Source organism: Pseudomonas sp. YQ_5, assembly GCF_043103305.1.
In the GTDB taxonomy this organism is placed as follows: Bacteria; Pseudomonadota; Gammaproteobacteria; order Pseudomonadales; family Pseudomonadaceae; genus Aquipseudomonas; species Aquipseudomonas putida_Y.
In genome coordinates this window covers 1-19,744 of record NZ_JBICJS010000001.1, presented here as the reverse complement: position 1 = coordinate 19,744, position 19,744 = coordinate 1, and the positions used below count along the sequence as shown (strand labels likewise).

General features: G+C 62.0%; 17 protein-coding genes and 1 pseudogene. 10 read left to right on the top strand and 8 right to left on the bottom strand.

What is annotated here, in order from left to right:
- The first annotated feature begins 70 nt into the window (after positions 1-70).
- Genes ACF8EA_RS00090 through ACF8EA_RS00080 form a run of 3 tightly spaced genes read left to right on the top strand, consistent with a single transcriptional unit; the run spans position 71 to position 4,138 of the window.
- Positions 71-526, top strand: a complete 456-nt coding sequence (locus ACF8EA_RS00090) for a (2Fe-2S)-binding protein (protein WP_176685723.1) — start codon at positions 71-73, stop codon at positions 524-526.
- Entirely contained in the window at positions 526-2,778 is a 2,253-nt protein-coding gene (locus ACF8EA_RS00085; protein WP_392520891.1) for a molybdopterin cofactor-binding domain-containing protein, read from the top strand. The genes ACF8EA_RS00090 and ACF8EA_RS00085 overlap by 1 nt, the downstream gene beginning before the upstream one ends.
- Before the next feature lie 16 nt (positions 2,779-2,794).
- Positions 2,795-4,138, top strand: a complete 1,344-nt coding sequence (locus ACF8EA_RS00080) for a c-type cytochrome (protein WP_392520890.1) — start codon at positions 2,795-2,797, stop codon at positions 4,136-4,138.
- A gap of 68 nt (positions 4,139-4,206) precedes the next feature.
- Here ACF8EA_RS00080 and ACF8EA_RS00075 read toward each other — a convergent pair whose 3' ends face one another.
- The 4 genes from ACF8EA_RS00075 to ACF8EA_RS00060 all read right to left on the bottom strand — a co-directional run bounded on the left by ACF8EA_RS00075 (position 4,207) and on the right by ACF8EA_RS00060 (position 6,420).
- Positions 4,207-4,995: a substrate-binding periplasmic protein gene (locus ACF8EA_RS00075; protein WP_392520889.1), complete on the bottom strand. Its 789-nt coding sequence runs from the start codon at positions 4,993-4,995 to the stop codon at positions 4,207-4,209.
- Between the two features lie 207 nt (positions 4,996-5,202).
- Positions 5,203-5,844 carry a LysE family translocator gene (locus ACF8EA_RS00070; RefSeq protein WP_021782016.1) on the bottom strand — a complete coding sequence of 214 codons (642 nt, stop codon included), beginning with the start codon at positions 5,842-5,844 and terminating at the stop codon, positions 5,203-5,205.
- Between the two features lie 49 nt (positions 5,845-5,893).
- Positions 5,894-6,094: a DUF1289 domain-containing protein gene (locus ACF8EA_RS00065; RefSeq protein WP_021782017.1), complete on the bottom strand. Its 201-nt coding sequence runs from the start codon at positions 6,092-6,094 to the stop codon at positions 5,894-5,896.
- 8 nt (positions 6,095-6,102) lie between these two features.
- Positions 6,103-6,420, bottom strand: a complete 318-nt coding sequence (locus ACF8EA_RS00060) for a hypothetical protein (RefSeq protein WP_021782018.1) — start codon at positions 6,418-6,420, stop codon at positions 6,103-6,105.
- Between the two features lie 314 nt (positions 6,421-6,734).
- Between ACF8EA_RS00060 and ACF8EA_RS00055 the strand changes: the two genes are divergently transcribed.
- Positions 6,735-8,480 carry a BCCT family transporter gene (locus ACF8EA_RS00055; RefSeq protein ID WP_392520888.1) on the top strand — a complete coding sequence of 582 codons (1,746 nt, stop codon included), beginning with the start codon at positions 6,735-6,737 and terminating at the stop codon, positions 8,478-8,480.
- Positions 8,481-8,561: 81 nt separating this feature from the next.
- Here the strand turns inward: ACF8EA_RS00055 and ACF8EA_RS00050 are convergent.
- Together ACF8EA_RS00050 and ACF8EA_RS00045 are read right to left on the bottom strand one after the other, a co-directional pair.
- Positions 8,562-9,042, bottom strand: a pseudogene (locus ACF8EA_RS00050) (VOC family protein).
- 184 nt (positions 9,043-9,226) lie between these two features.
- On the bottom strand, positions 9,227-10,570 hold the full coding sequence (locus tag ACF8EA_RS00045) for an OprD family porin (RefSeq protein ID WP_392520887.1): 1,344 nt from the start codon (positions 10,568-10,570) through the stop codon (positions 9,227-9,229).
- A 280-nt stretch (positions 10,571-10,850) separates the two neighbouring features.
- Here ACF8EA_RS00045 and ACF8EA_RS00040 point away from each other — a divergent pair, with 280 nt between their 5' ends.
- Entirely contained in the window at positions 10,851-11,501 is a 651-nt protein-coding gene (locus ACF8EA_RS00040; RefSeq protein WP_021782022.1) for a TIGR04211 family SH3 domain-containing protein, read from the top strand.
- 63 nt (positions 11,502-11,564) lie between these two features.
- Here the strand turns inward: ACF8EA_RS00040 and ACF8EA_RS00035 are convergent, their stop codons facing one another.
- Positions 11,565-12,443 (bottom strand): LysR family transcriptional regulator, encoded by an 879-nt coding sequence (locus ACF8EA_RS00035; RefSeq protein WP_103462372.1) that lies wholly within the window; start codon positions 12,441-12,443, stop codon positions 11,565-11,567.
- A 156-nt stretch (positions 12,444-12,599) separates the two neighbouring features.
- On the opposite strand from ACF8EA_RS00035, the gene argC reads away from it, so the two are divergent.
- The 3 genes from argC to ACF8EA_RS00020 all read left to right on the top strand — a co-directional run bounded on the left by argC (position 12,600) and on the right by ACF8EA_RS00020 (position 16,210).
- On the top strand, positions 12,600-13,541 hold the full coding sequence (gene argC / locus ACF8EA_RS00030) for an N-acetyl-gamma-glutamyl-phosphate reductase (protein WP_392520886.1): 942 nt from the start codon (positions 12,600-12,602) through the stop codon (positions 13,539-13,541).
- A 79-nt stretch (positions 13,542-13,620) separates the two neighbouring features.
- Positions 13,621-14,307, top strand: a complete 687-nt coding sequence (locus ACF8EA_RS00025) for a GNAT family N-acetyltransferase (RefSeq protein WP_338444824.1) — start codon at positions 13,621-13,623, stop codon at positions 14,305-14,307.
- 277 nt (positions 14,308-14,584) lie between these two features.
- Positions 14,585-16,210: a methyl-accepting chemotaxis protein gene (locus ACF8EA_RS00020; RefSeq protein WP_392520885.1), complete on the top strand. Its 1,626-nt coding sequence runs from the start codon at positions 14,585-14,587 to the stop codon at positions 16,208-16,210.
- Positions 16,211-16,262: 52 nt separating this feature from the next.
- On the opposite strand, the gene ACF8EA_RS00015 is transcribed toward ACF8EA_RS00020, so the two are convergent.
- A complete protein-coding gene (locus ACF8EA_RS00015) occupies positions 16,263-17,669 on the bottom strand; it encodes a cytosine permease (protein ID WP_021782027.1) in 1,407 nt (468 codons plus the stop codon).
- A 316-nt stretch (positions 17,670-17,985) separates the two neighbouring features.
- Between ACF8EA_RS00015 and ACF8EA_RS00010 the strand changes: the two genes are divergently transcribed.
- Entirely contained in the window at positions 17,986-18,471 is a 486-nt protein-coding gene (locus tag ACF8EA_RS00010) for a flavin reductase family protein (RefSeq protein ID WP_010954485.1), read from the top strand.
- 158 nt (positions 18,472-18,629) lie between these two features.
- Positions 18,630-19,670 carry an LLM class flavin-dependent oxidoreductase gene (locus tag ACF8EA_RS00005; RefSeq protein WP_392520884.1) on the top strand — a complete coding sequence of 347 codons (1,041 nt, stop codon included), beginning with the start codon at positions 18,630-18,632 and terminating at the stop codon, positions 19,668-19,670.
- The last annotated feature ends 74 nt before the right edge of the window (positions 19,671-19,744 follow it).

The window sequence follows — 19,744 nt, the reverse complement described above, 5'->3', positions numbered from 1 at the left end:
CACCGGGGGACAACGTATTCCCCATGCAGAAACAACACAGCGACAACAACCGTGACGGGCAGGTGAAACCATGGAACTACGCATCAACCAGAAGACCTATCAGGTCGAGGCGGACGCCGACACGCCCCTGCTGTGGGTAATCCGCGATGACTTGGGGCTGACCGGCACCAAGTATGGCTGCGGCTTGGCTCAATGTGGCGCTTGTTCGGTGTTGGTGGACGGCAATGTGGTGCGCGCCTGCGTTACCCCCGTGGCCGGTGTGGTGGGGCGTGAGGTCACCACCATCGAGGCGATCGAGGCCGACCCCGTCGGTAAACGGGTAGTCACCGCCTGGGTCGAGCATCAGGTGGCTCAATGCGGCTATTGCCAGTCCGGCCAGGTAATGGCGGCGACGGCACTGCTCAAGCACACGCCAAAACCCAGCGATGCGCAGATCGATGCAGCCATGGTCAACCTGTGCCGCTGCGGCACCTACAACGCCATCCATGCCGCCGTGCATGAGCTGGCCCAGGGGGAGCAGGCCTGATGAACACGCCAGTTGATACACCCGCCGAACTGCTCAGGCTGCAGCGGGGCGAAACGGTCAACCTGTCACGTCGGCGCTTTCTTGCCGGCACCGCAGTCGGTGCCCTGGTACTAGGTTTCGGCTTACCCATGGGTTCGGCTCGCGTGCAGGCAGCCGCCGCCACGGCAACTGCGGAACGCGGCACCCAGGTGCCTGCATTTCTGGAAATTCGCCCGGACGGCACGGTGCGCCTGCTGAGCCCCTTCATGGAAGGCGGGCAAGGCCCTTTCACCGCCATGGCGCAGATTGTGGGTGAAGAGCTGGATGTCGACCCGGCCCATTTCGTGGTCGATAGCGCGCCACCAGGCGAAGCCTACGTGGTAATGGAGAACGGCATGCGCATCACCGGTGGCAGCATGTCGGTGCGCATGAGCTATCCGACCATGCGCCGCCTGGGCGCGCTCGCCCGGGGCATGCTGCTGCAGGCGGGCGCCGAACACCTGGGTGTACCGCTCGATGAGCTTTCTACCACGCCAGGTAACGTAGTACATACCACGAGTGGACGTTCCGTTCCTTACGGTGAACTGGCAGGTCGCGCCATGGACCTGCCGGTGCCCGACCCGGCCAGCGTCAAGCTGCGCGACCCCAGCCAGTTTCGCTGGATAGGAAAGCCCGTACGCCGCCTGGATGCCTATGACAAGTCCACCGGCAAGGCCCAGTACTGCATCGACATCAAGGTCGACGGCATGCTCCACGCTGCCGTGCAGCATGCACCGCGCCTGGGCATGACGGTCGGCAGCCTGCGCAACGAAGACCAGGTCAAGGCCATGAAAGGCGTACATTCGGTGCATCAGCTGCCAGGCGCCGTGGCCGTGGTTGCCGAACGCTGGTGGCACGCCAAGCGTGCAGTAGAGGCGATCCAGGTAGATTGGAAAGAACCGGCCGCCGACAGCAAAGTGCGACCGATGCCGGCCGATTTTTCCAGTGACGCCTGGCGCGAACACCTCGCGACGGTGCAAGGGCCGTCACGCGATGAAGAGAACGAAGGGGATATTGCCGGCGCCCTGGCCAATGCCAAGACCAAGGTCGAGGCCAGCTACCACAACCAGTACCTGAACCATGCCCAGCTCGAGCCACCGTCCGCCCTCGCCCGCTTCAACCCGGACGGCAGCCTGGACGTCTGGCTGCCTAACCAGGCGCCGGACATGTTCCGTGACGACATTGCCAGGCGCACTGGCCTGACGCCTGCACAAATCAACCTGCATTCGCCGCTGCTGGGCGGCTTCTTTGGCCGCCACTTCCTGTACGACTCTGCCAACCCCTACCCGCAAGCCATTGCCCTGGCCAAAGCGGTTGACCGACCGGTGAAGCTTATCTGGAGCCGCGAGGAGGAGTTTCTACGCGATGTACTGCGCCCCGTCGCAGTGGTGAAGTTCCGCGCCGGGCTGGACGCAGACGGTATGCCCGTGGCGCTCGAAGCGGTAAGCGCCACCGAGGGCCCAACCGAGGCCCTTGCCGGCAAACAAGGGGAAAAGATCGACCCGACTGCACTCGAGGGGCTGTCAGGCAAGTCCTACGCCATCGCCAACAAGCGCATCGCCCAGATCTATGTCAAAGGCCCGGCCATGCTCGGTTACTGGCGCTCGGTAGGTAACTCGCTGAACGACTTTTTCTACGAATCATTCCTGGACGAACTGGCGGACAAAGGTGGCAAGGACCCGTTTGAACTGCGCCTGCACCTGCTGCGCGACAACCCGAGACTGACCAACCTGCTGAACGCAGTGGCCGACTTGTCCGGCGGCTGGAAGCGCGGCCCGTTCACCGCCGAGGACGGCAGCAAGCGTGCACGCGGCGTGGCCATGGCCTCACCGTTCGGCTCGGAGGCTGCGGTCATTGCCGAGGTTTCGATCGATAACGGCCAGGTCAAGGTGCACGACATCTGGCAGGCCATCGACCCTGGCAGCATCGTCAACCCGGCGATCATCGAGCATCAGGTCAATGGCGCCGTCGCCCTCGGCCTGTCGCAGACGCTGGTGGAAGAAGCGGTGTACGTGGATGGCAAGCCGCGCGCGCGCAACTACGACCTGTACCCGATCCTGCCGCCTTCGCGCATGGCCCGGGTGCATGTGCGCATTATCGAAAGCGGGGCGAAGATGGGCGGCATCGGCGAACCACCGTTACCCGCCGTGGCCCCGGCGGTGGCCAACGCGGTCGCGCAGCTCACCGGCCAGCGCGTGCGCAGTTTGCCATTGAGCCGCCACACCTTCAGCTGATCGCAAGGGACGCCTCATGACCCATCGTTTCGCAAGAACCGCCGGCTGGCTCGCGCTGCCGTGCCTGGTCGCGGCGGGCCTGCTGGCCTGGTATGTCACACGCGAACCTGCTTCGCCGTTTGCCGATGCGCAGGCCACTGTTGCCGACCCGGCGCTGGTCAGCCGCGGTGAATACGTGGCCCGGCTCAGTGACTGCGTGGCCTGCCATAGCCTGCCGGATGGCAAACCGTTCGCCGGCGGGTTGGAAATGGCCACCCCGCTGGGGGCGATCCACGCCACCAACATCACCCCTGACCGCGACAACGGTATCGGTAACTACACCTTGGCCGACTTCGACCGCGCCGTGCGCCAGGGTGTCGCGCCCGGTGGTCGGCGGTTGTACCCGGCCATGCCTTACCCGTCCTACGCCAAGCTCAGCGATGAGGACGTCAAGGCGCTGTATGCGTTCTTCATGCACGGTGTGCAACCGGCGCGGCAGGCCAACTTGGCCAGCGACATCCCCTGGCCGCTGAACCTGCGCTGGCCCATTGCCTTGTGGAACGGCCTGTTTGCCGCCACCAGGCCTTACACCGACAAGACCGGGCAGGATGCACAGTGGAACCGTGGCGCCTATATCGTCCAGGGCCCCGGACACTGCGGCAGTTGCCACACGCCACGCGGCCTGGCCTTCAATGAAAAGGCGCTGGATGACAGCGGCAAGCCGTTCCTGTCCGGTGCACTGCTTGACGGCTGGTATGCACCCAGCCTGCGCGCCGACCACAACACAGGACTCGGGCGCTGGAGCGAGGCGGAGATCGCGCAGTTCCTGAAGACCGGGCGCAACCGGCATGCAGTGGTATTCGGTTCGATGACAGAGGCGTTCAACAACTCCACGCAATTCATGCATGACGAAGACCTGGCAGCCATCGCCCACTACCTGAAGTCGCTGCCCGGCGACCCCCAACGTGACGGCGAGCCATGGCAATACCAAGCCGAATCGGTAGCTATACGGTTGGACAGCCCTGGAGCCCGCACCTACGTGACACGCTGTGCCTCCTGCCACGGCCTGGACGGCAAGGGCCAGGACAAGTGGATGCCGCCATTGGCCGGAGCGACCTCGGCACTGGCCAAGGAGAACGCCTCGGCAATCAATATCACACTTAATGGTTCGCAGCGGGTGGTGGCTGCTGGGGTGCCGGACGCCTATCGCATGCCGGCTTTCCGCGAACAGCTGAGTGATCAGGAGATTGCCGACGTGCTTGGCTTTGTGCGTACAGCCTGGGGCAACCAGGGTGGTGCGGTGGATGCGCAGGCGGTAGGCAAGCTGCGTGGGCATACCGACCCGGCCAGCAGCAGCCCCATCATCTTGCATATGCGTTGAATAGGAGAGGTACATGTACCGACACAAGGCTGCTCCCCTAAAGACCGCGCAGCACTTGAGCTACTCTGTCACTGCCACCGCTCCAGGTTCTGTTTCAACCACTGCTCGGGCAAGGCCCCGCCAACGATCTTCGCCATCTCCCGCGCCAGCGCCTCACGCAGCGGTGGCCGGTTGCAGGGCGACTCTCGGGAGATTGCCAGGTACAACCCTTCACTGGACACGGGTGGCTGCAATACCTGCACAGTGGCTGCGATGCCCAACGTGCGCGCCAGCACCATGCCAGGAAACTGCTCGTACACCACGTAATCGCTGCGTTTGTGCATCAGCTTCTCGAACGCCTGCCTGGCACTGGGCACCGCTTCAAGGGTGAGATTGGCCTCGGCGTATTCATCGAACTGTTGGCCGTGGCTGTTGTTGACCAGAGTGCCACCCTTGCGGCCTTTGAGGTCGGCCCATTGCTGGTAGGCAAAGGCATTGTCCTGGCGCACCCAGATGACGCTGGGGGTACGCAAAAACGGCGGGGCGATGAAGTCCACATGCTGCCGGCGCGCTTCGGTCAGGAAGTACCCGGCCATCAAGTCGATCCGCCCGGTGCGCACTTCTTCCTGGGCTCGCGACCACGGCCCGGCGTAAACCACCTCTATGTCCAGCCCCAACTGCTTGCCCAGGTATTTGAGCAGGTCGGCATTGGCACCGATCAGTCGTTGAGGGTTCAGTGGGTCGCGCCACAGGTACGGGGGGTATTCCGGGTTGCCTGTGGCGGTCAGCCGTAGGCATGCATCATCCGCTGTTGCAGCCAGGGGCAGCAGTGACAGGCACATCAGGAGCAAGACGTGGCGAAAGCAACGCTCGATCATCTACGACCCTCGGCACATGAAACACCCGGCGATCCGGCGTAGTGGCCAAAGGCTGCCACTTGCCGTGGTCGCCTGCAGCTATCATCTGCGCGCTGTAGACAGTCTGGACCATCAGCAACCCGCAGACGAGCCTTTCATCGTCCCGTTGATAAATTTGCCAAAGGACACACAGTGAGCGCCTGCACGGCCGGCGACAAACTGGGCTTTTCAGGCGCCCTGCCGTCGCATCGCCAGGATCGCCGCGCCAAAACCGATAAAGGTGGTGCCCACCACCCTGTTCACCCAGCGCGACAGCGACGGCCGGGTCAGCACCCCCTTGGCCCGCGCAGCCAGGGCGGCATACGCGCTTAGCGAAGTGAGCGACAAGGCCACGAAAATCCCGGTCAAGGTCAGGAACTGCGGCAATAGCGCAGCCCCTTGGTCGATGAACTGCGGAAACAGTGCTGTAAAGAACATGGTCGCCTTCGGGTTGGTCACTGCAGTGAGAAAGGCCGATTTGAACAGTTTCAGCGGCGTAGGCCGCACCTTGGCCGCACACTCTGCGGCACCCTGCTCCAGCATCGGGCTCTTCTTCAGCAGTTGGCGCGCCCCCAGGTAGAACAGATAGCCCGCCCCCAGGATCTTCACGGCATTGAACAGTACTTCAGAACTCGCCAGCAGTGCGCCTAGCCCCAGCATGGCTGCAGCCGACAAACAGAACAGGCCCGTGCCATTGCCCAGCGACGACCAGATCGCGCTGCGCTGGCCATGGGCAAGGCTGTTGTTGATAGCCATCAGGGTGGCAGGGCCGGGGCTGGCGATCGCGATGGCGGCGACCAGGGTGAATGCGAACAGCGAGTGAGAATCCATTTCAGGCTCGTCAGACAATCAGGTGAGGCTGCGTCTATTGAGCGCAGGTTCAGTCTGTATTCTGCCGCTTTGCCGCCTTCTTGACGATAGCCTTCATTCGCGTCGCAGCCCGCTGCACAGTGGCCATCTTCTCGGGGCGCTTCATGCCCCGCCATTTGCGGATTTCGTCACGGGTACGGCCACAGCTCACGCACAGCTCGCTGCTGAGCTGGCATAACGAGACGCAGGGGTTGTCGATGTCTTTGGCCATGCCACTACTCAGCCAGGCAGTTCTGCCCGCGCATGTTCGCCAGCACTGTGGAACACCTGGCGCACTTCCTCGGCCTTGACCTTGGTTACCGACCTGGCTGCCAGCAACTCATCGACCACGCGCAAGCCCTGCTCCAGGGCTGTGGCCAGTTGATCAGCGTCGGAGGCGTCAGCGATATCACCCAGATAGGGAGCGATGAGGTACACGTAACGGTCCTGCAGCTTGAGCGCTTCCAGCGCGTCGAGGGCTTTCTGGAACCGATCGGCAGCGGCAGGGCTCATGCTCAATTTATCGAAATGAATCAGGCTCACACGGTCAGTGGCCATTATGACGAATCTCCGTTTCCTGGTGCGGCCAGGCCCGCAAGCAGCAGCACTTCTACGATGCTCGTATGTGTGGGCCCAGGTTATGGCCATCAGGGTACCAGAAGCCGAAGCAGAAAGGGCCACTGCCCCCAGAACTAAAAGTATTTGCCAAGTCGCGTAATGGACGCCCCACGACGTTATGGGGACATGAGCCGCTGTTTGCTGCACAGGATAATCCCGCCGGCAATCCACCCCGCCGAGGCCGTCATCGTGCTCGGCAGCCCACACAACAAGCCTGCGCGTCCAGGCAATACACAAATGGGGCCTCATCATACATGGCAAAGGAACACATCCCCGAAACACTCGATCTTGGCGTCACAGACCCCTCGAAAACCGCAGAAGCCCGCCAGGATCGGCATTTCGAGGGCAAGCTTGACTGGATCGTCTTTGGTTTCACCAGCCTCCTGGCCATCGCGTTCGTGCTCTGGGGCTTCCTCAACCAGGCCAGCCTGGCCAGCAGCGCCTCCAACGCGCAATCCTGGGTCATTCTCAATTTCGGCTGGTTCTTCGTGCTCACCTCCTCCCTCTTCGTGGTGTTCGTGCTGTGGCTGGCCGCAAGCCGTTACGGGCGGGTGCCGCTGGGCCGCGATGGCGAACAGCCAGAATTCCGCACGGTGTCCTGGGTAGCGATGATGTTCAGCGCCGGTATGGGGATCGGCCTGATGTTCTTCGGCGTGGCCGAGCCGCTGTCGCACTACATATCGCCGCCGCCCGGCTCGGCCAGCGGGCAGACCAGCGAAGCGATGCAGGTGGCAATGGCCACCACCCTGTTCCACTGGACCCTGCACCCTTGGGCCATGTACGCCATCGTTGGCCTGGTAATCGCCTACGGCACCTTCCGCCGTGGCCGCTCGCAGCTGATTTCTGCTGCCTTTCGGCCGCTGATCGGCAAGCACGCAAACGGCCCTCTCGGCCGCCTGATCGACATGATGGCGATCTTCGCCACACTGTTCGGCTCGGCCGCCTCGCTAGGCCTTGGCGCGTTGCAGATTGCCGGCGGCCTGGAATACAACGGCTGGATAGAAAGCCCCGGTAAACTGTTCTACATCTCGATCATCACCCTGCTGACCATTGCCTTCGTCACCTCGGCGGTGTCGGGCATCGGCAAGGGTATCCAGTGGCTGTCCAACACCAACATGGTACTGGCACTGGTGCTGGCAGTGTTCGTGTTCATGGTCGGGCCGACGCTGCTGATGCTCAATCTGTTGCCGACCTCGCTCGGCATCTACATCAAGATGCTGCCGGAGATGATGGCCCGCACCAACGCCAGCGGCGGCGAGCAGATGAACAGCTGGCTGGCCGGCTGGACCGTGTTCTACTGGGCCTGGTGGATCTCCTGGACGCCTTTCGTGGGCATGTTCATCGCCCGCATCAGCCGCGGTCGCACCATTCGCCAGTTCGTGACCGGAGTGCTGCTGGTGCCAAGCCTGGTCAGCCTGGTGTGGTTCACCATCTTCGGTGGCGCCGCCATCGAGGCCGTGCGCGAGGGCGCCTTCCAGCTGGCCAACGGTGCGGTCAACAGTAACCACGCGCTGTACCAGTTGCTGGACAGCTACCCGCTGGCCTCGGCAACCTCGGTGCTGGTGATGATCCTGGTGGGCATCTTTTTCGTTTCTGGTGCCGACGCAGCCTCGCTGGTGATGGGCACGCTCTCGGAGCACGGCACCACCGCGCCATCGCGGCGCACAGTGATTTTCTGGGGCACGCTGACCGGTACGGTGGCGGCGATCATGCTGGCGATCGGCGACCCACGTAATCCTGGCGAGGCGCTGACCGGGCTGCAGAACCTGACCATCGTCGTGGCCTTGCCATTCGTGGTGGTGATGGTACTGCTATGCCTGGCGCTGTACCGCGACCTGCGCAAGGACCCGATGATGCTGCGCCACCTGCGCGGCAACGAGCTGATCGAAAAGGCCGTGCTGTATGGGGCGGTGAAGCATGGAGAGGAGTTCTACATTGTAGTGCAGGAGAAGAAGGCATCGACCAAGACAGCGGCAGAGGCCGAAGTAACCAGCAACTGATTGCTTCAATCAGAAAACCACGGGCTGCCACGCAGCCCGATCACAGCACGAGGCCGCTGCTGCTGAAAACACAGGTCTGCTTCAACCTTTCAACGCGGCCTCTATCCTGGCCACATCGATCTTGCCCATCTGCATCATGGCCTCGAACGCACGTTTGGCCGCCGCTCGGTCGGGGTGGCTGATGGCTTCGATGAGGATGCGTGGAGTGATCTGCCACGAAATCCCCCCATTTGTCCTTGCACCAGCCGCAAACGCTGGCCTCGCCGCCGTTGCCGATAATGGCATTCCACAAGCGGTCGGTCTCTGCCTGGTCCGCGGTACTGACCTGAAATGAAAATGCCTCACAGTGCCTGAAGGCCGCCCCTCCATTGAGTCCCACGCAAGGAATGCCCATTACCGTGAACTCCACGGTGATCACATCGCCCTGTTTGCCTGAAGGGTAATCGGCGGGTGCCTGGTGCACAGCGACCACTCGGCTATCGGGGAACGTTCGGGCATAGAAGTTCGCCGCCTCTTCAGCTTCGTGGTCATACCACAGGCAGATGGTGTTCTTGGCAGTCATGGCTTCGCTCCAAGATCGAAGGTGAGCCTTGAGTCTAGCCTCATAGCCCCGGCGTACCGGTAACACCTGACCACCTGATGCCAATGCAGGTTTAATCGCGATGAGTCCGATAAAAAAAGCGCCCCAAGCGGAGCGCCAGAAAATCCACCCAGGCCAAAGGAGCAACGAGGTTGCCAAAGTGGAATCACAGAATCGACAACGGGTACTCCACGATCAGCCGCACTTCGTCCAGGTCCGACTCGAACGCCGTGGCCCGGGTGGTGGCCTGGCGAACCCGCAACGACAGGTCCTTGGCCGCGCCAGTCTGCACCACATATTTGACCTCGATGTCACGTTCCCAGCGTTTCTGGTCGGTCAGCGGGTTGCCCGCGACGTCGCGGCGCATGTAAGTGGCGTTGGCATTGGAGTAATCGGCGTCGGTACCCTTGCCGTAACGTGTCATGAACGACAGCCCAGGTACGCCGTAGGTGGCCATGTTCAGGTCATAGCGCAGCATCCATGAACGCTCCTTGGGCGCGTTGAAGTCGCTGTACTGGATGGAGTTGTCGAGGAAGATCGAGTCGGACTGACGCAGGTAGTCGAAGTCGTCGTCGCCGTTGTTGCGCTGGTGAGTCAGGGCCAGGGTGTGAGCACCAAAGCGCACACCCAGCTTGGCGCTCCAGATATCGTTGTCAAAGGCGCCCAGGCGCTGCTGCCCTTCATCAACAGCCTTGTAATAGTTGAAACCACCAATCAGGGCCAGCTTCTCGCTCAACGGCCAGCTCAGGCTGGTGCCGACGTAGTACTGGTTCCACACGTCCTTGAGCCGGCTACTGAACAGGCTGACGCCAACATGCTCATTGAGCGTGTAGTCCCCCCCGCCATAGGCGATCCACGGCGAATCGACCGGGCCGCCATAGAACGTCACGAAGTTCTCCCGCAGGTCGCTGGACATCGGTTGGCTCATGGCATGCAGACGCCCGGCTTGCAGGGCAAGGCCCTTGATGCTGGTGTTCTCCAGGGTCACCCCACGAAAGCTCTCCGGCAGCAGCCGCGAATCGCCAGCAGCCACCACCGGGTTGGCCGGGAACACATCGCCCACCTTCAGTACCGTGTCGAACAGTCGCACCTTGGCCGCGCCCCCCACCTTGGTGTATTCGTCACGTGCCTGGCCGTCGCGGTCGACCGGCAATACGTCGAAGGAACTGCGCCCGCCGTTGCGGCCGCCGCCAGTGTCGAGCTTAAGGCCAAGCATGGCAAACGCATCCACGCCAACACCTACAGTGCCCAGGGTGAAGCCCGACTCAAATCGGGTAATCACGGCGTGCCCCCAGGCTTCGGAGTAGCCGCTGTCAGGCTGTTTGCTTGAGTTGTGTGTCGGGGCCGCAGAATCGCGGTTATCGCGGTTGAAATAGAAGTTGCGATTAAGCACGCTGAGGGTACTGCCCGCCACGAATCCGTCCGCGCTTTCTTCTGCGGCAACAACCTGGCTGCCAACGCTGGCCAACGCCAGGCAAGCAGCCAATGTCAGGGGTGATCTACACGTCATCCGATACTCCTTGAACGTCGCATTTGTTGTTATGTCGGCGGGCCGAGATTGACGGCCGGCAGATAACGCCAAGGTGATCGGCGCATTACAATTGCGTCATCGGCAACGCAGCGCTCTGAGTGGAGTACTGCAACATTCTGCAGATATTTCCGACGTCAGGCAGTGAACCTGCTGACAAAAAAACGGTCTTTCGCTGACGGTCAACTCACCGACCGGTTCATTGGCCCAGTCACCGGGCCTACTTTTTGTCCTGTTCCAGCGAATTCAGCGAAGACCCAACATGCCCGATTCCCGCCCAAATGCTTCCGCCCTCCCTGCCCTGCGCATCGGCCTGATTGCCGCCCTGGTGGGTATCGCCGCCCCCGCGCACGCCGAAGAGCCTGCCAGCGACGCACGCTGGGTCAGCGACAGCCTGAGCACCTACGTGCGCAGCGGCCCGACCGACGGGCACCGCATTGTCGGCACGCTCAAGTCCGGGCAGAAGCTGACCCTGCTCGGCAGCCAGGGCAATTACAGCCAGGTGCGTGGGCAGAACGGAGATGTGGTGTGGATCCTCAGCAACGACCTGCAGACGGTACCCGGGCAGAACGAGCGCCTGCCATTGCTCGATGCCCAGGTTGCCGAACTGACCGGGCAGTTGAAGACCATCGACGACAACTGGAAGAACCGCGTGCAAGGGATGCAGGAAACACTTGATTCGCGCAAGCAGTTGATTGACGAGCTGGAGGCGCGCAACAAGGCACTGAACGAGCAACTCGATCAGAGCCAGTCGGACCTGCGCGATACCCAGGCCCGCCTGGGGGATGAGAACAAGCAGGTGATGATGCGCTACATGGTGTATGGCGGCAGCATCGCCGGTGCAGGTTTGCTGGCGGGGCTGATCCTGCCGGCACTGACCCGTGGGCGCAAGAAGAACGATCGCTGGTTCTGAGCTCGGCAAGGCGCTGGAACTGGAACGTGCAGGCCTTGCTATAGCGGAATAGTGGAGTCGTCCCTACAGCAACCGTTCCAGTGCCTCCAGCACATACCCCGTGGCGCGCTCCACTTGCCCTTCCCGACAAGCAATCCCCAACTGCCGCCACAACCCCGGCCGCAGCGGTCGACGAGCAATACGCCGGTCCAACTCGGCCGCCTCCCCCTCCTGCGGCAATAATGTCGCCCCATACCCGGCGCCGACCAGGCTCTTGATCGCATCGTTGTAATTCAGCTCGATCCGCGGCTCGGGGTACAACCCCGCCGCTGCAAACCACTCCCCGGTAACCCGCGACAGCTGGGTGGTGCTGTCGTTGAGAATCAACGCCCGTTGCGCCAGCCACTCCGGAGTGATCCTGGCCGGTGGCTGCCAGTCGGCCGGCACATACGCCATAATCGGGTCGCGCCGCCAAGGGGTGACCGTCAATCCTTTACCGGCCACCTGCGGCAAGGCTACAAGGCCGATATCCAGTGTGCCCTCACGCAAGCGCGCGAGCGACGCCTGGGAGGTCAGCACCTGGACCTGCACATCGATCCCAGGGTGCTCCACACGCAGGCGCGCCAATGCCTGCGGCAGCAAATGGGCAATGGCACCGGTGGAGGCGCCCAGGCGCACACGCCCGGTCAACCCTTCGACCTGCCGGCGTACTTCGTCCAGCGCCAGGTCAGCGTCCGCCAGCAGGCGCCGGGCACGCCCCAGCAGTGTTTCACCGATGACGGTGGGCCGCACCTGGCCGCGGGTGCGGGTGAGCAATGGGGCGCCGATACGCGCCTCCAGCTCAGCCACATGCAAGCTGATGGTGGGCGGCGCCAGGTTAAGCCGGCGGGCGGCCTCTGCAAAAGAGCCCAGGTCGCTGATGACCACCAATGTGCGGAGGCGGTCGAGGCTGATTTCGCGCATTGTCAGAGCCTGTCCTTTCGCGGGTAAACCCACAGGTTCACTACGCTTTTCAAAAAGTCATTCAGAGAACCTGAATATATTGATCATCATATTCAAATTTTCATTACCAAAGCTACGGGCGAGCATGGGCCATCTTTCCCCAACCGGACCCCGACCATGCATACCCCTGTTGTTTTCATCGACGGCGACCAAGGCACCACAGGCCTGCAGATCCATGCCCGCCTAAAGGGCCGTACCGATCTTCGCCTGCTGACCCTCCCCGAGGCCGAGCGCAAGGACCCGCAACGCCGCTGCGAAGCGATCAACAGCGCCGACATCGCCCTGCTGTGCCTGCCCGACGACGCCGCCCGCGAGGCCGTGGCCGCAATCCACAACCCGCAAGTGCGAGTGATCGACGCCAGCTCTGCGCACCGCACCACACCTGGCTGGGTGTACGGCCTGCCGGAGCTGGACGAACAGCAAGCCGAGCGTATCGCGCAAAGCAAGCGAGTCAGCAACCCCGGGTGCTATCCCACCGGGGCCATCGCGCTGCTGCACCCGCTGGTCAAGGCCGGTTTTCTGCCTGCGGACTACCCGCTGAGCATCCACGCCGTCTCTGGCTACTCCGGTGGCGGTCGCGCGGCGGTTGAGCGGCATGAACAGCCCGGCGCCGCCAAAGCCCCTGCCCTACAGTTGTATGGCCTGGAGCTGGCGCACAAGCACGTACCGGAGATCCAGCAGCATGCGGGGTTGTCGGCGCGGCCGATGTTCATGCCCGGCTATGGCGCCTACCGGCAAGGCATCGTACTGAGCATTCCCCTGCAACTTCGCCTGCTGCCTGGACACATCAGCGCCGAGCAACTGCAAGCCTGCCTGGAGCAGCATTACCAGGGTGCCCGCCATGTCCAGGTGATGCCCCTGCATCAGTGCGGCGCTGCGGCAAACCTCGATCCCGAGGCATTGAATGACAGCAATGACCTGCGCCTGGCGCTGTACGCCAACCCCGAGCATGGCCAGGTGCTGCTCACCGCAGTGTTCGACAACCTGGGCAAAGGTGCCTCTGGTGCTGCCGTGCAAAACCTCGACCTGATGCTCGGTGCCTTACAGGCACACGGCTGATACGGCAAAACCGGTTAGACTGTACAACCCGCGCCAACACCGCGCGGGTTGTATTCTCATTCGCCGGAGCCCCCCCCAGATGTTCATCCTGAGCCGCCTCGACAGCGTGCCGCCCGAATCTTTCCAGAACCAGATCCGCGAGCTGGTCATTCACAATGTCGGCGAATTGAGCAGTGTCGCCATCGCCGTCGACAACCCGCTGTACCCGTTGTACCAGTACGGCGTCGGCATGGAAGTCCACCGGTACCTGCAAGCACTGGACGGCTCCCATGGCCTGGCCGTGGCGCTTACCCTGGCGCTGGATGCCGAAGCACCTGACCAGTTGCTGGGCTTTGCTCTTTCGCTGCCAGCCCAGGACGATGGGCAGGCCTGTGCATTGGCCTTTCTGGCCGTTTCCGCCAGCCATCGCCGCCAGGGCATCGCCCGTGCCCTGCTGGGCGACCTGCAGGCGCGCTATGCCTGTGTGGAGCTGAACGCCTTTGCCAAACAGGTGCCATGGTTCGAAGCGATGGGCATGCAAGTGGTGGCCGCCAATGGACCCCAGGTGCTGATGAGCAGTACCGGCCAGGCCAGTGGAGCGCTGATCGGGCGCCTGGACATTGCGCCGATCTATCAGACGGCTGAAGTGCTGCAGATTCACACCTATCTGCTCAACCAGCAGGGTGAGGATGCGATGATCGAAGCGGAGCAAATGCGCGATGAGCGGCTGGATGAACTGGCCGCTCAAGCCCGGGAATGTGTGCGTCAGCGCAAGACTGTGCATTGATTCAAGGGCCTGTTCGCGGGTATCAAGACCCGATGATTGCAATGACTCGGCGCGAACACTTGGAAAAGCCTCAGACAATGACAGCTTTGTCAATTGCCTTGTTACATTGAATGACTGTTCAACAATGATGGCCATATGGCATCATTCAAACAAAAAACATGCACGAGGGTGAGGCAAATCTACTAATCCGCAGCGCATCAAGAGCCTGGCGCCACCTCGGCGGCCCGGCTTTCCAGCCAGCTCCTGACGCCTGCACGCCACCGGCAAGGAGCTTTCCATGCAATTACGGAATTTGAAAATCGGCATTCGCGCTGCCAGCGTATTCGCCCTGTTGGGTATCCTGGTCCTGGTCATGGGCCTTATCGCACTTTACGAAACCCGCCAGATGGACAAGGCCACTGACGAGATCCGGCTCACCTGGATGCCCTCCGTGGTAGCGCTGGGCGAGATCAGCAGCAACCTCGGGCGCGCCCGAGCCATCACCCTGCGCGCCGCGCTGGACGATAACCCCACCGAGCGCACACGCAACCTGCAGATGCTCGAAGGCATCAACGCCGAACTCCAGGGTGGCCTGAAGGACTACGCTGACACCCTCATCGCTTCCGACGACCATGCTCTGTTCAACACATTCAATGACGCGCACCAGCAGTACCTCGAACTGAAGGTGAAAGTGCTGCAGAACATTGCCGCAGGGCGTATGGACGAGGCCAAGCAGCAGATCAGCGGCCCGCTCACCCAGCGTGCCGACAGCATGATGAAGGCTTTGGTGGCGCTGATCGACTACAACAGCAAAGGTGCCGAAGATGCCTCGCAGCGCAGCAGTGACGTAGCAGACGAAGCGTTCACGGCCATCATCTCTTCATTGCTTGTGATCATGCTTGCTCTAGCCGCTATTGCTATCGTGCTTACGCGCAGCATCGTGGCGCCCCTGGCCGATGCCGTGGCCGTCGCGGAACGGGTCGCGCTCGGCGACCTCACCCAGGAAATCCGGATTGTCGGCCGCGATGAGCCAGCCCTGCTGCTACGCGCTCTGAGCCGCATGCAAAGCAGCCTGCGCGATACCATTCGCAAGATCGCCGCTTCGTCAGACCAGCTGGCCTCAGCCTCGGAAGAACTGCACACCGTCACCGAAGACACCAGCCGTGGCCTACACCAGCAAAGCGCGGAAATCGACCAGGCGGCCACGGCCGTCAACCAGATGACCGCAGCGGTCGAGGAAGTGGCAAACAATGCGGTCAGCACCGCCGACGCCTCGAAAGGCGCCGACCAGACCACCCGCGATGGCCGCGACCGGGTCAACCAGGCACTGGCCTCCATCCAGCACCTGGTGGCTGACGTGAGCGACACCTCGGGCGAGATCGAACAACTGGCCAGCAATGCCAACGAGATCAGCCGGGTTCTGGACGTGATTGGCGCGATTGCCGGGCAAACCAACCTGCTGGCACTGAATGCCGCGATCGAGGCTGCCCGCGCCGGCGAAGCGGGCCGTGGATTTGCCGTGGTGGCCGACGAGGTCCGCGCCCTCGCCCACCGTACACAGCAGTCAACGGCGGAGATCGAGCAGATGATTGCTGGTATTCAGAACGGTACCGAGCGTGCGGTAACGGCAATGCACAGCAGCCAGGGGCGTGCCAGCGGTACGCTGGAAGTGGCACAAGGCGCAGGGCTGGCGTTGGAGGTGATTGCCGAGGCGATCGCCTCCATCAACCAGCGTAACCTGGTAATTGCCAGTGCTTCTGAGGAGCAGGCACAGGTGGCACGGGAGGTGGACCGTAATCTGGTCAACATTCGTGATCTGGCGATGCAGACGTCGGCGGGTGCCAATCAGACCAGTGCGGCAGCGCAAGACTTGTCGCGGCTGGCAGTGGACTTGAACGGGATGGTGGCGCAGTTCAAGGTCTGATCGGAAATGACAGGGGCTGCAAAGCAGCCCCTGTTACAGCAACGACAATCTATCAGTCGTTGACACTCACAACTCGCCCCGCCTTCTCGGCAGCCTTGCCGCGCGTCGCCAGGCAGTAATACAGCGGCACCGTCACCAGCAAGCCGAACAGCCACGACAAGTCGGCCCCTTCCACAATATTGGAATACGGCCCCACATACAGCGACGTGTTGGCAAAGGGCAACTGCACCAGGATGCCGCAGGCATAGGCAATGATCGCGTGGTGGTTGAAGCGGCCATAGATGCCGCCGTCAGCACTGAAGATCGAGGCGATGTCGTACTGGCCCTTCTTGATCAGATAGAAGTCGATCAGGTTGATCGAAGCCCACGGCACCAGCACCAGCAGCAGCGCCAGGATCAGGCCGATGAACTGGCCGATGAAGTCCGCCGAGGCATTCAGTGCCACCATCCCGCAGCCCACCAGAATGACCGAGGCCAGGATCACCCGTACCTTGACGCTCGGCGTCCACTCGGCCACGAAGGTCTGGATTGCGGTCACGATCGACAGCACCGCGCCATACAGGTTGAGGGCGTTGTGGCTGATGATGTTAAGCAGGAACAGCACCATCAGGATCGGGCCCAGCCAGCCGGTAGCCTGCTTCACCGCGTCCATTGCGTCAGTGCCTTGCGGGACACACAACACTGCCACTGCACCAAAGCTGAAGCACAGGATGGTACCCAGGGTGGCGCCCAGGTAGGTCGCCCAGAACGGTTTGGCAATGCCCACTTCGCGCGGCAGATAACGCGAATAGTCTGACGTGTACGGCGAGAAGCTGATCTGCCAGATGGTACCCAGCGACACGGTGGCGATAAAGCCCGACAGGTTGAACGCGCCGCGGCTGAAGAAGTCTGCCGGCAATTCCTGGATGAACATCATGATGAAACCGGCCAGCAAAGCCGAACCCATCACCCAGGTGCCGATGCGGTTGAGAATGTGGATGAAACGATAGCCGATCACGCCGATGGCAGTAGCGCTCAGGGCACCTATCACGATCGCGCCGGGCATCGGCACACTCGGGGCGATACCGTGGATGGTCTTGCCTGCCAGAACAATGTTGGAAATAAAGAAGCCGACATAGATCAGCGCGGTAAAGAACACGATCAGCAAGGCGCCGTAACGGCCGAACTGGCCACGGCTTTGCACCATTTGTGGAATGCCCAACTGCGGCCCCTGCGCAGAGGCCAGGGCGATGACCACGCCCCCGACCAGATGGCCCAGGACAATGGCTATCAACCCCCACAACAGGTTCAGGTGGAACACCTGGACCACCATGGCACCGGTGACGATGGGCAGTGGTGCAATGTTGGTACTGAACCAGAGGGTGAACAGGTCGCGCGCCTTCCCATGGCGCTCGGCAGGTGGAACGTAATCGACCGTGTGATTCTCGACAAACTGGTGTTGCGACGACGGTTGGGACATGGTTTTCAGCTCGAAAGGTCGTTTTTATCTTTGTAAGGAAACCGCTTCTAGGCGGCCTCTCAGCTGCGGACCATATTATGGTATTCCAAACTTTTGACAACACTGATCCGCAGTAAAAAACGCCCGCTGATCCGCTTGCGCAACCCTGGCGGCAAACTACCTGATCGCTCAAGGCCACGATATACGTGGCCTTGAGCCGTCCATCGTGAAAAAGCCGGGTTGAAAATTCCGCTTGCAAAATAGGTATTACGGTATACCATCAGACACATCAACGATAAAAACCGCGGACCACCGCAGCCCTTCAGAGGTACTCCCGATGATCGACGCAACTGTCTACAAGAACGTTCTGGGCTCCTTCCCGTCCGGCGTTACCGTCATCACCACCCAGGACGACGACGGCTCGGTCGTCGGCCTGACCGCCAGCGCCTTCTCCTCCCTGTCGATGGACCCGCCACTGGTGCTGTTCTGCCCCAACTACACCTCCGACTCCTACCCGGTACTGATCAAACAGAAGCGCTTTGCCATTCATCTGCTCTCGGGTGAGCAGCAGGCAGAAGCGTACGCGTTCGCCAAGAAGGGCAAGGACAAGGCCAGCGGTATCGAGTGGAGCCTGAGCGAACTGGGCAACCCGATCCTGGCCGGCGCAACCGCAGTGATCGAATGTGAACTGTGGCGTGAATACGAAGGTGGCGACCACGCCATCATGGTTGGCAAGGTGCACAACCTGATCGTCCCGGCAGAAGCACCACGGCCCATGGTGTACTGCCGCGGCAAAATGGCCAGCCTACCGGCCTTTGCCTGAAGCCTGCAATTCGACGCAGACCCCTGTGGGAGCGGGCTTGCCCGCGAACACCGGCGAAGCCGGTGCCACCCACCGCGTGTTCTGTTTCGCGGGCAAGCCCGCTCCCACACTGAAGCCCGCTTTACTGACGGGTAACAACAAGCGTTGAGGAAAAACCCATGAAATTTTCGTTGTTCGTGCACATGGAACGTTGGGATGAACAGGTCAGCCACCGCCAGCTGTTCGAAGACCTGACCGAACTGACCCTGATGGCCGAGAACGGCGGTTTCAGCACCGTGTGGATCGGCGAACACCACGCCATGGAATACACCATTTCGCCAAGCCCGATGCCACTGCTGGCCTACCTGGCCGCACGCACCGAGAAGATCCGCCTGGGCGCCGGCACCATCATCGCGCCGTTCTGGAACCCGATCCGCGTTGCGGGCGAATGCGCACTGCTCGACGTGATCAGTAACGGTCGTATGGAAGTGGGCCTGGCCCGCGGCGCCTATCAGTTCGAATTCGACCGCATGGCAGGTGGCATGCCCGCCACCGATGGAGGCAAGGCGCTGCGAGAGATGGTGCCCGTCGTGCGAAAGCTGTGGGAAGGCGACTACGCCCACGATGGCGAAGTCTACAAGTTCCCGACCTCCACCAGCGTACCGAAGCCGTTCAACGCCACGCCGCCTATGTGGATCGCCGCCCGCGACCCGGACTCGCACAACTTCGCCGTTGCCAATGGTTGCAATGTCATGGTCACCCCGCTGATGAAGGGGGACGAAGAAGTGCTGGACCTGAAGAACAAGTTCCAGGCCGCCCTGGACAACAACCCAGACGTGCCGCGCCCACAACTGATGGTGCTGCGCCACACCCATGTGCACAGTCCGGCTGATCCGGAAGGCTGGAAAGTTGGCGCCCAGGCCATCTCGCGCTTCTACCGCACGTTCGATGCCTGGTTCGGCAACAAGACCACCCCGGTAAATGGCTTCCTGGAGCCGAGCCCGGAGTCGAAATTCGCCGAAGTGCCGGCGTTCCAGCTGGAGAACATCCGCAAGAACACCATGATCGGCACCCCGGAAGAAATCATCGCGCGCATCAAGTACTACCAGGAACTGGGCGTCGACGAGTTCAGCTTCTGGTGCGACAACAGCCTGCCCCACGCCGAGAAGAAAAAGTCGCTGGAGCTGTTCATCAAGGAAGTGGTGCCGGCGTTCGCCTGAATTCCCATTGCCTGAAACATTGCGGGGCACAGCCCGCTCACGTGGCCTCCGTGGCCTGCGTGAGCGGGCTTTTT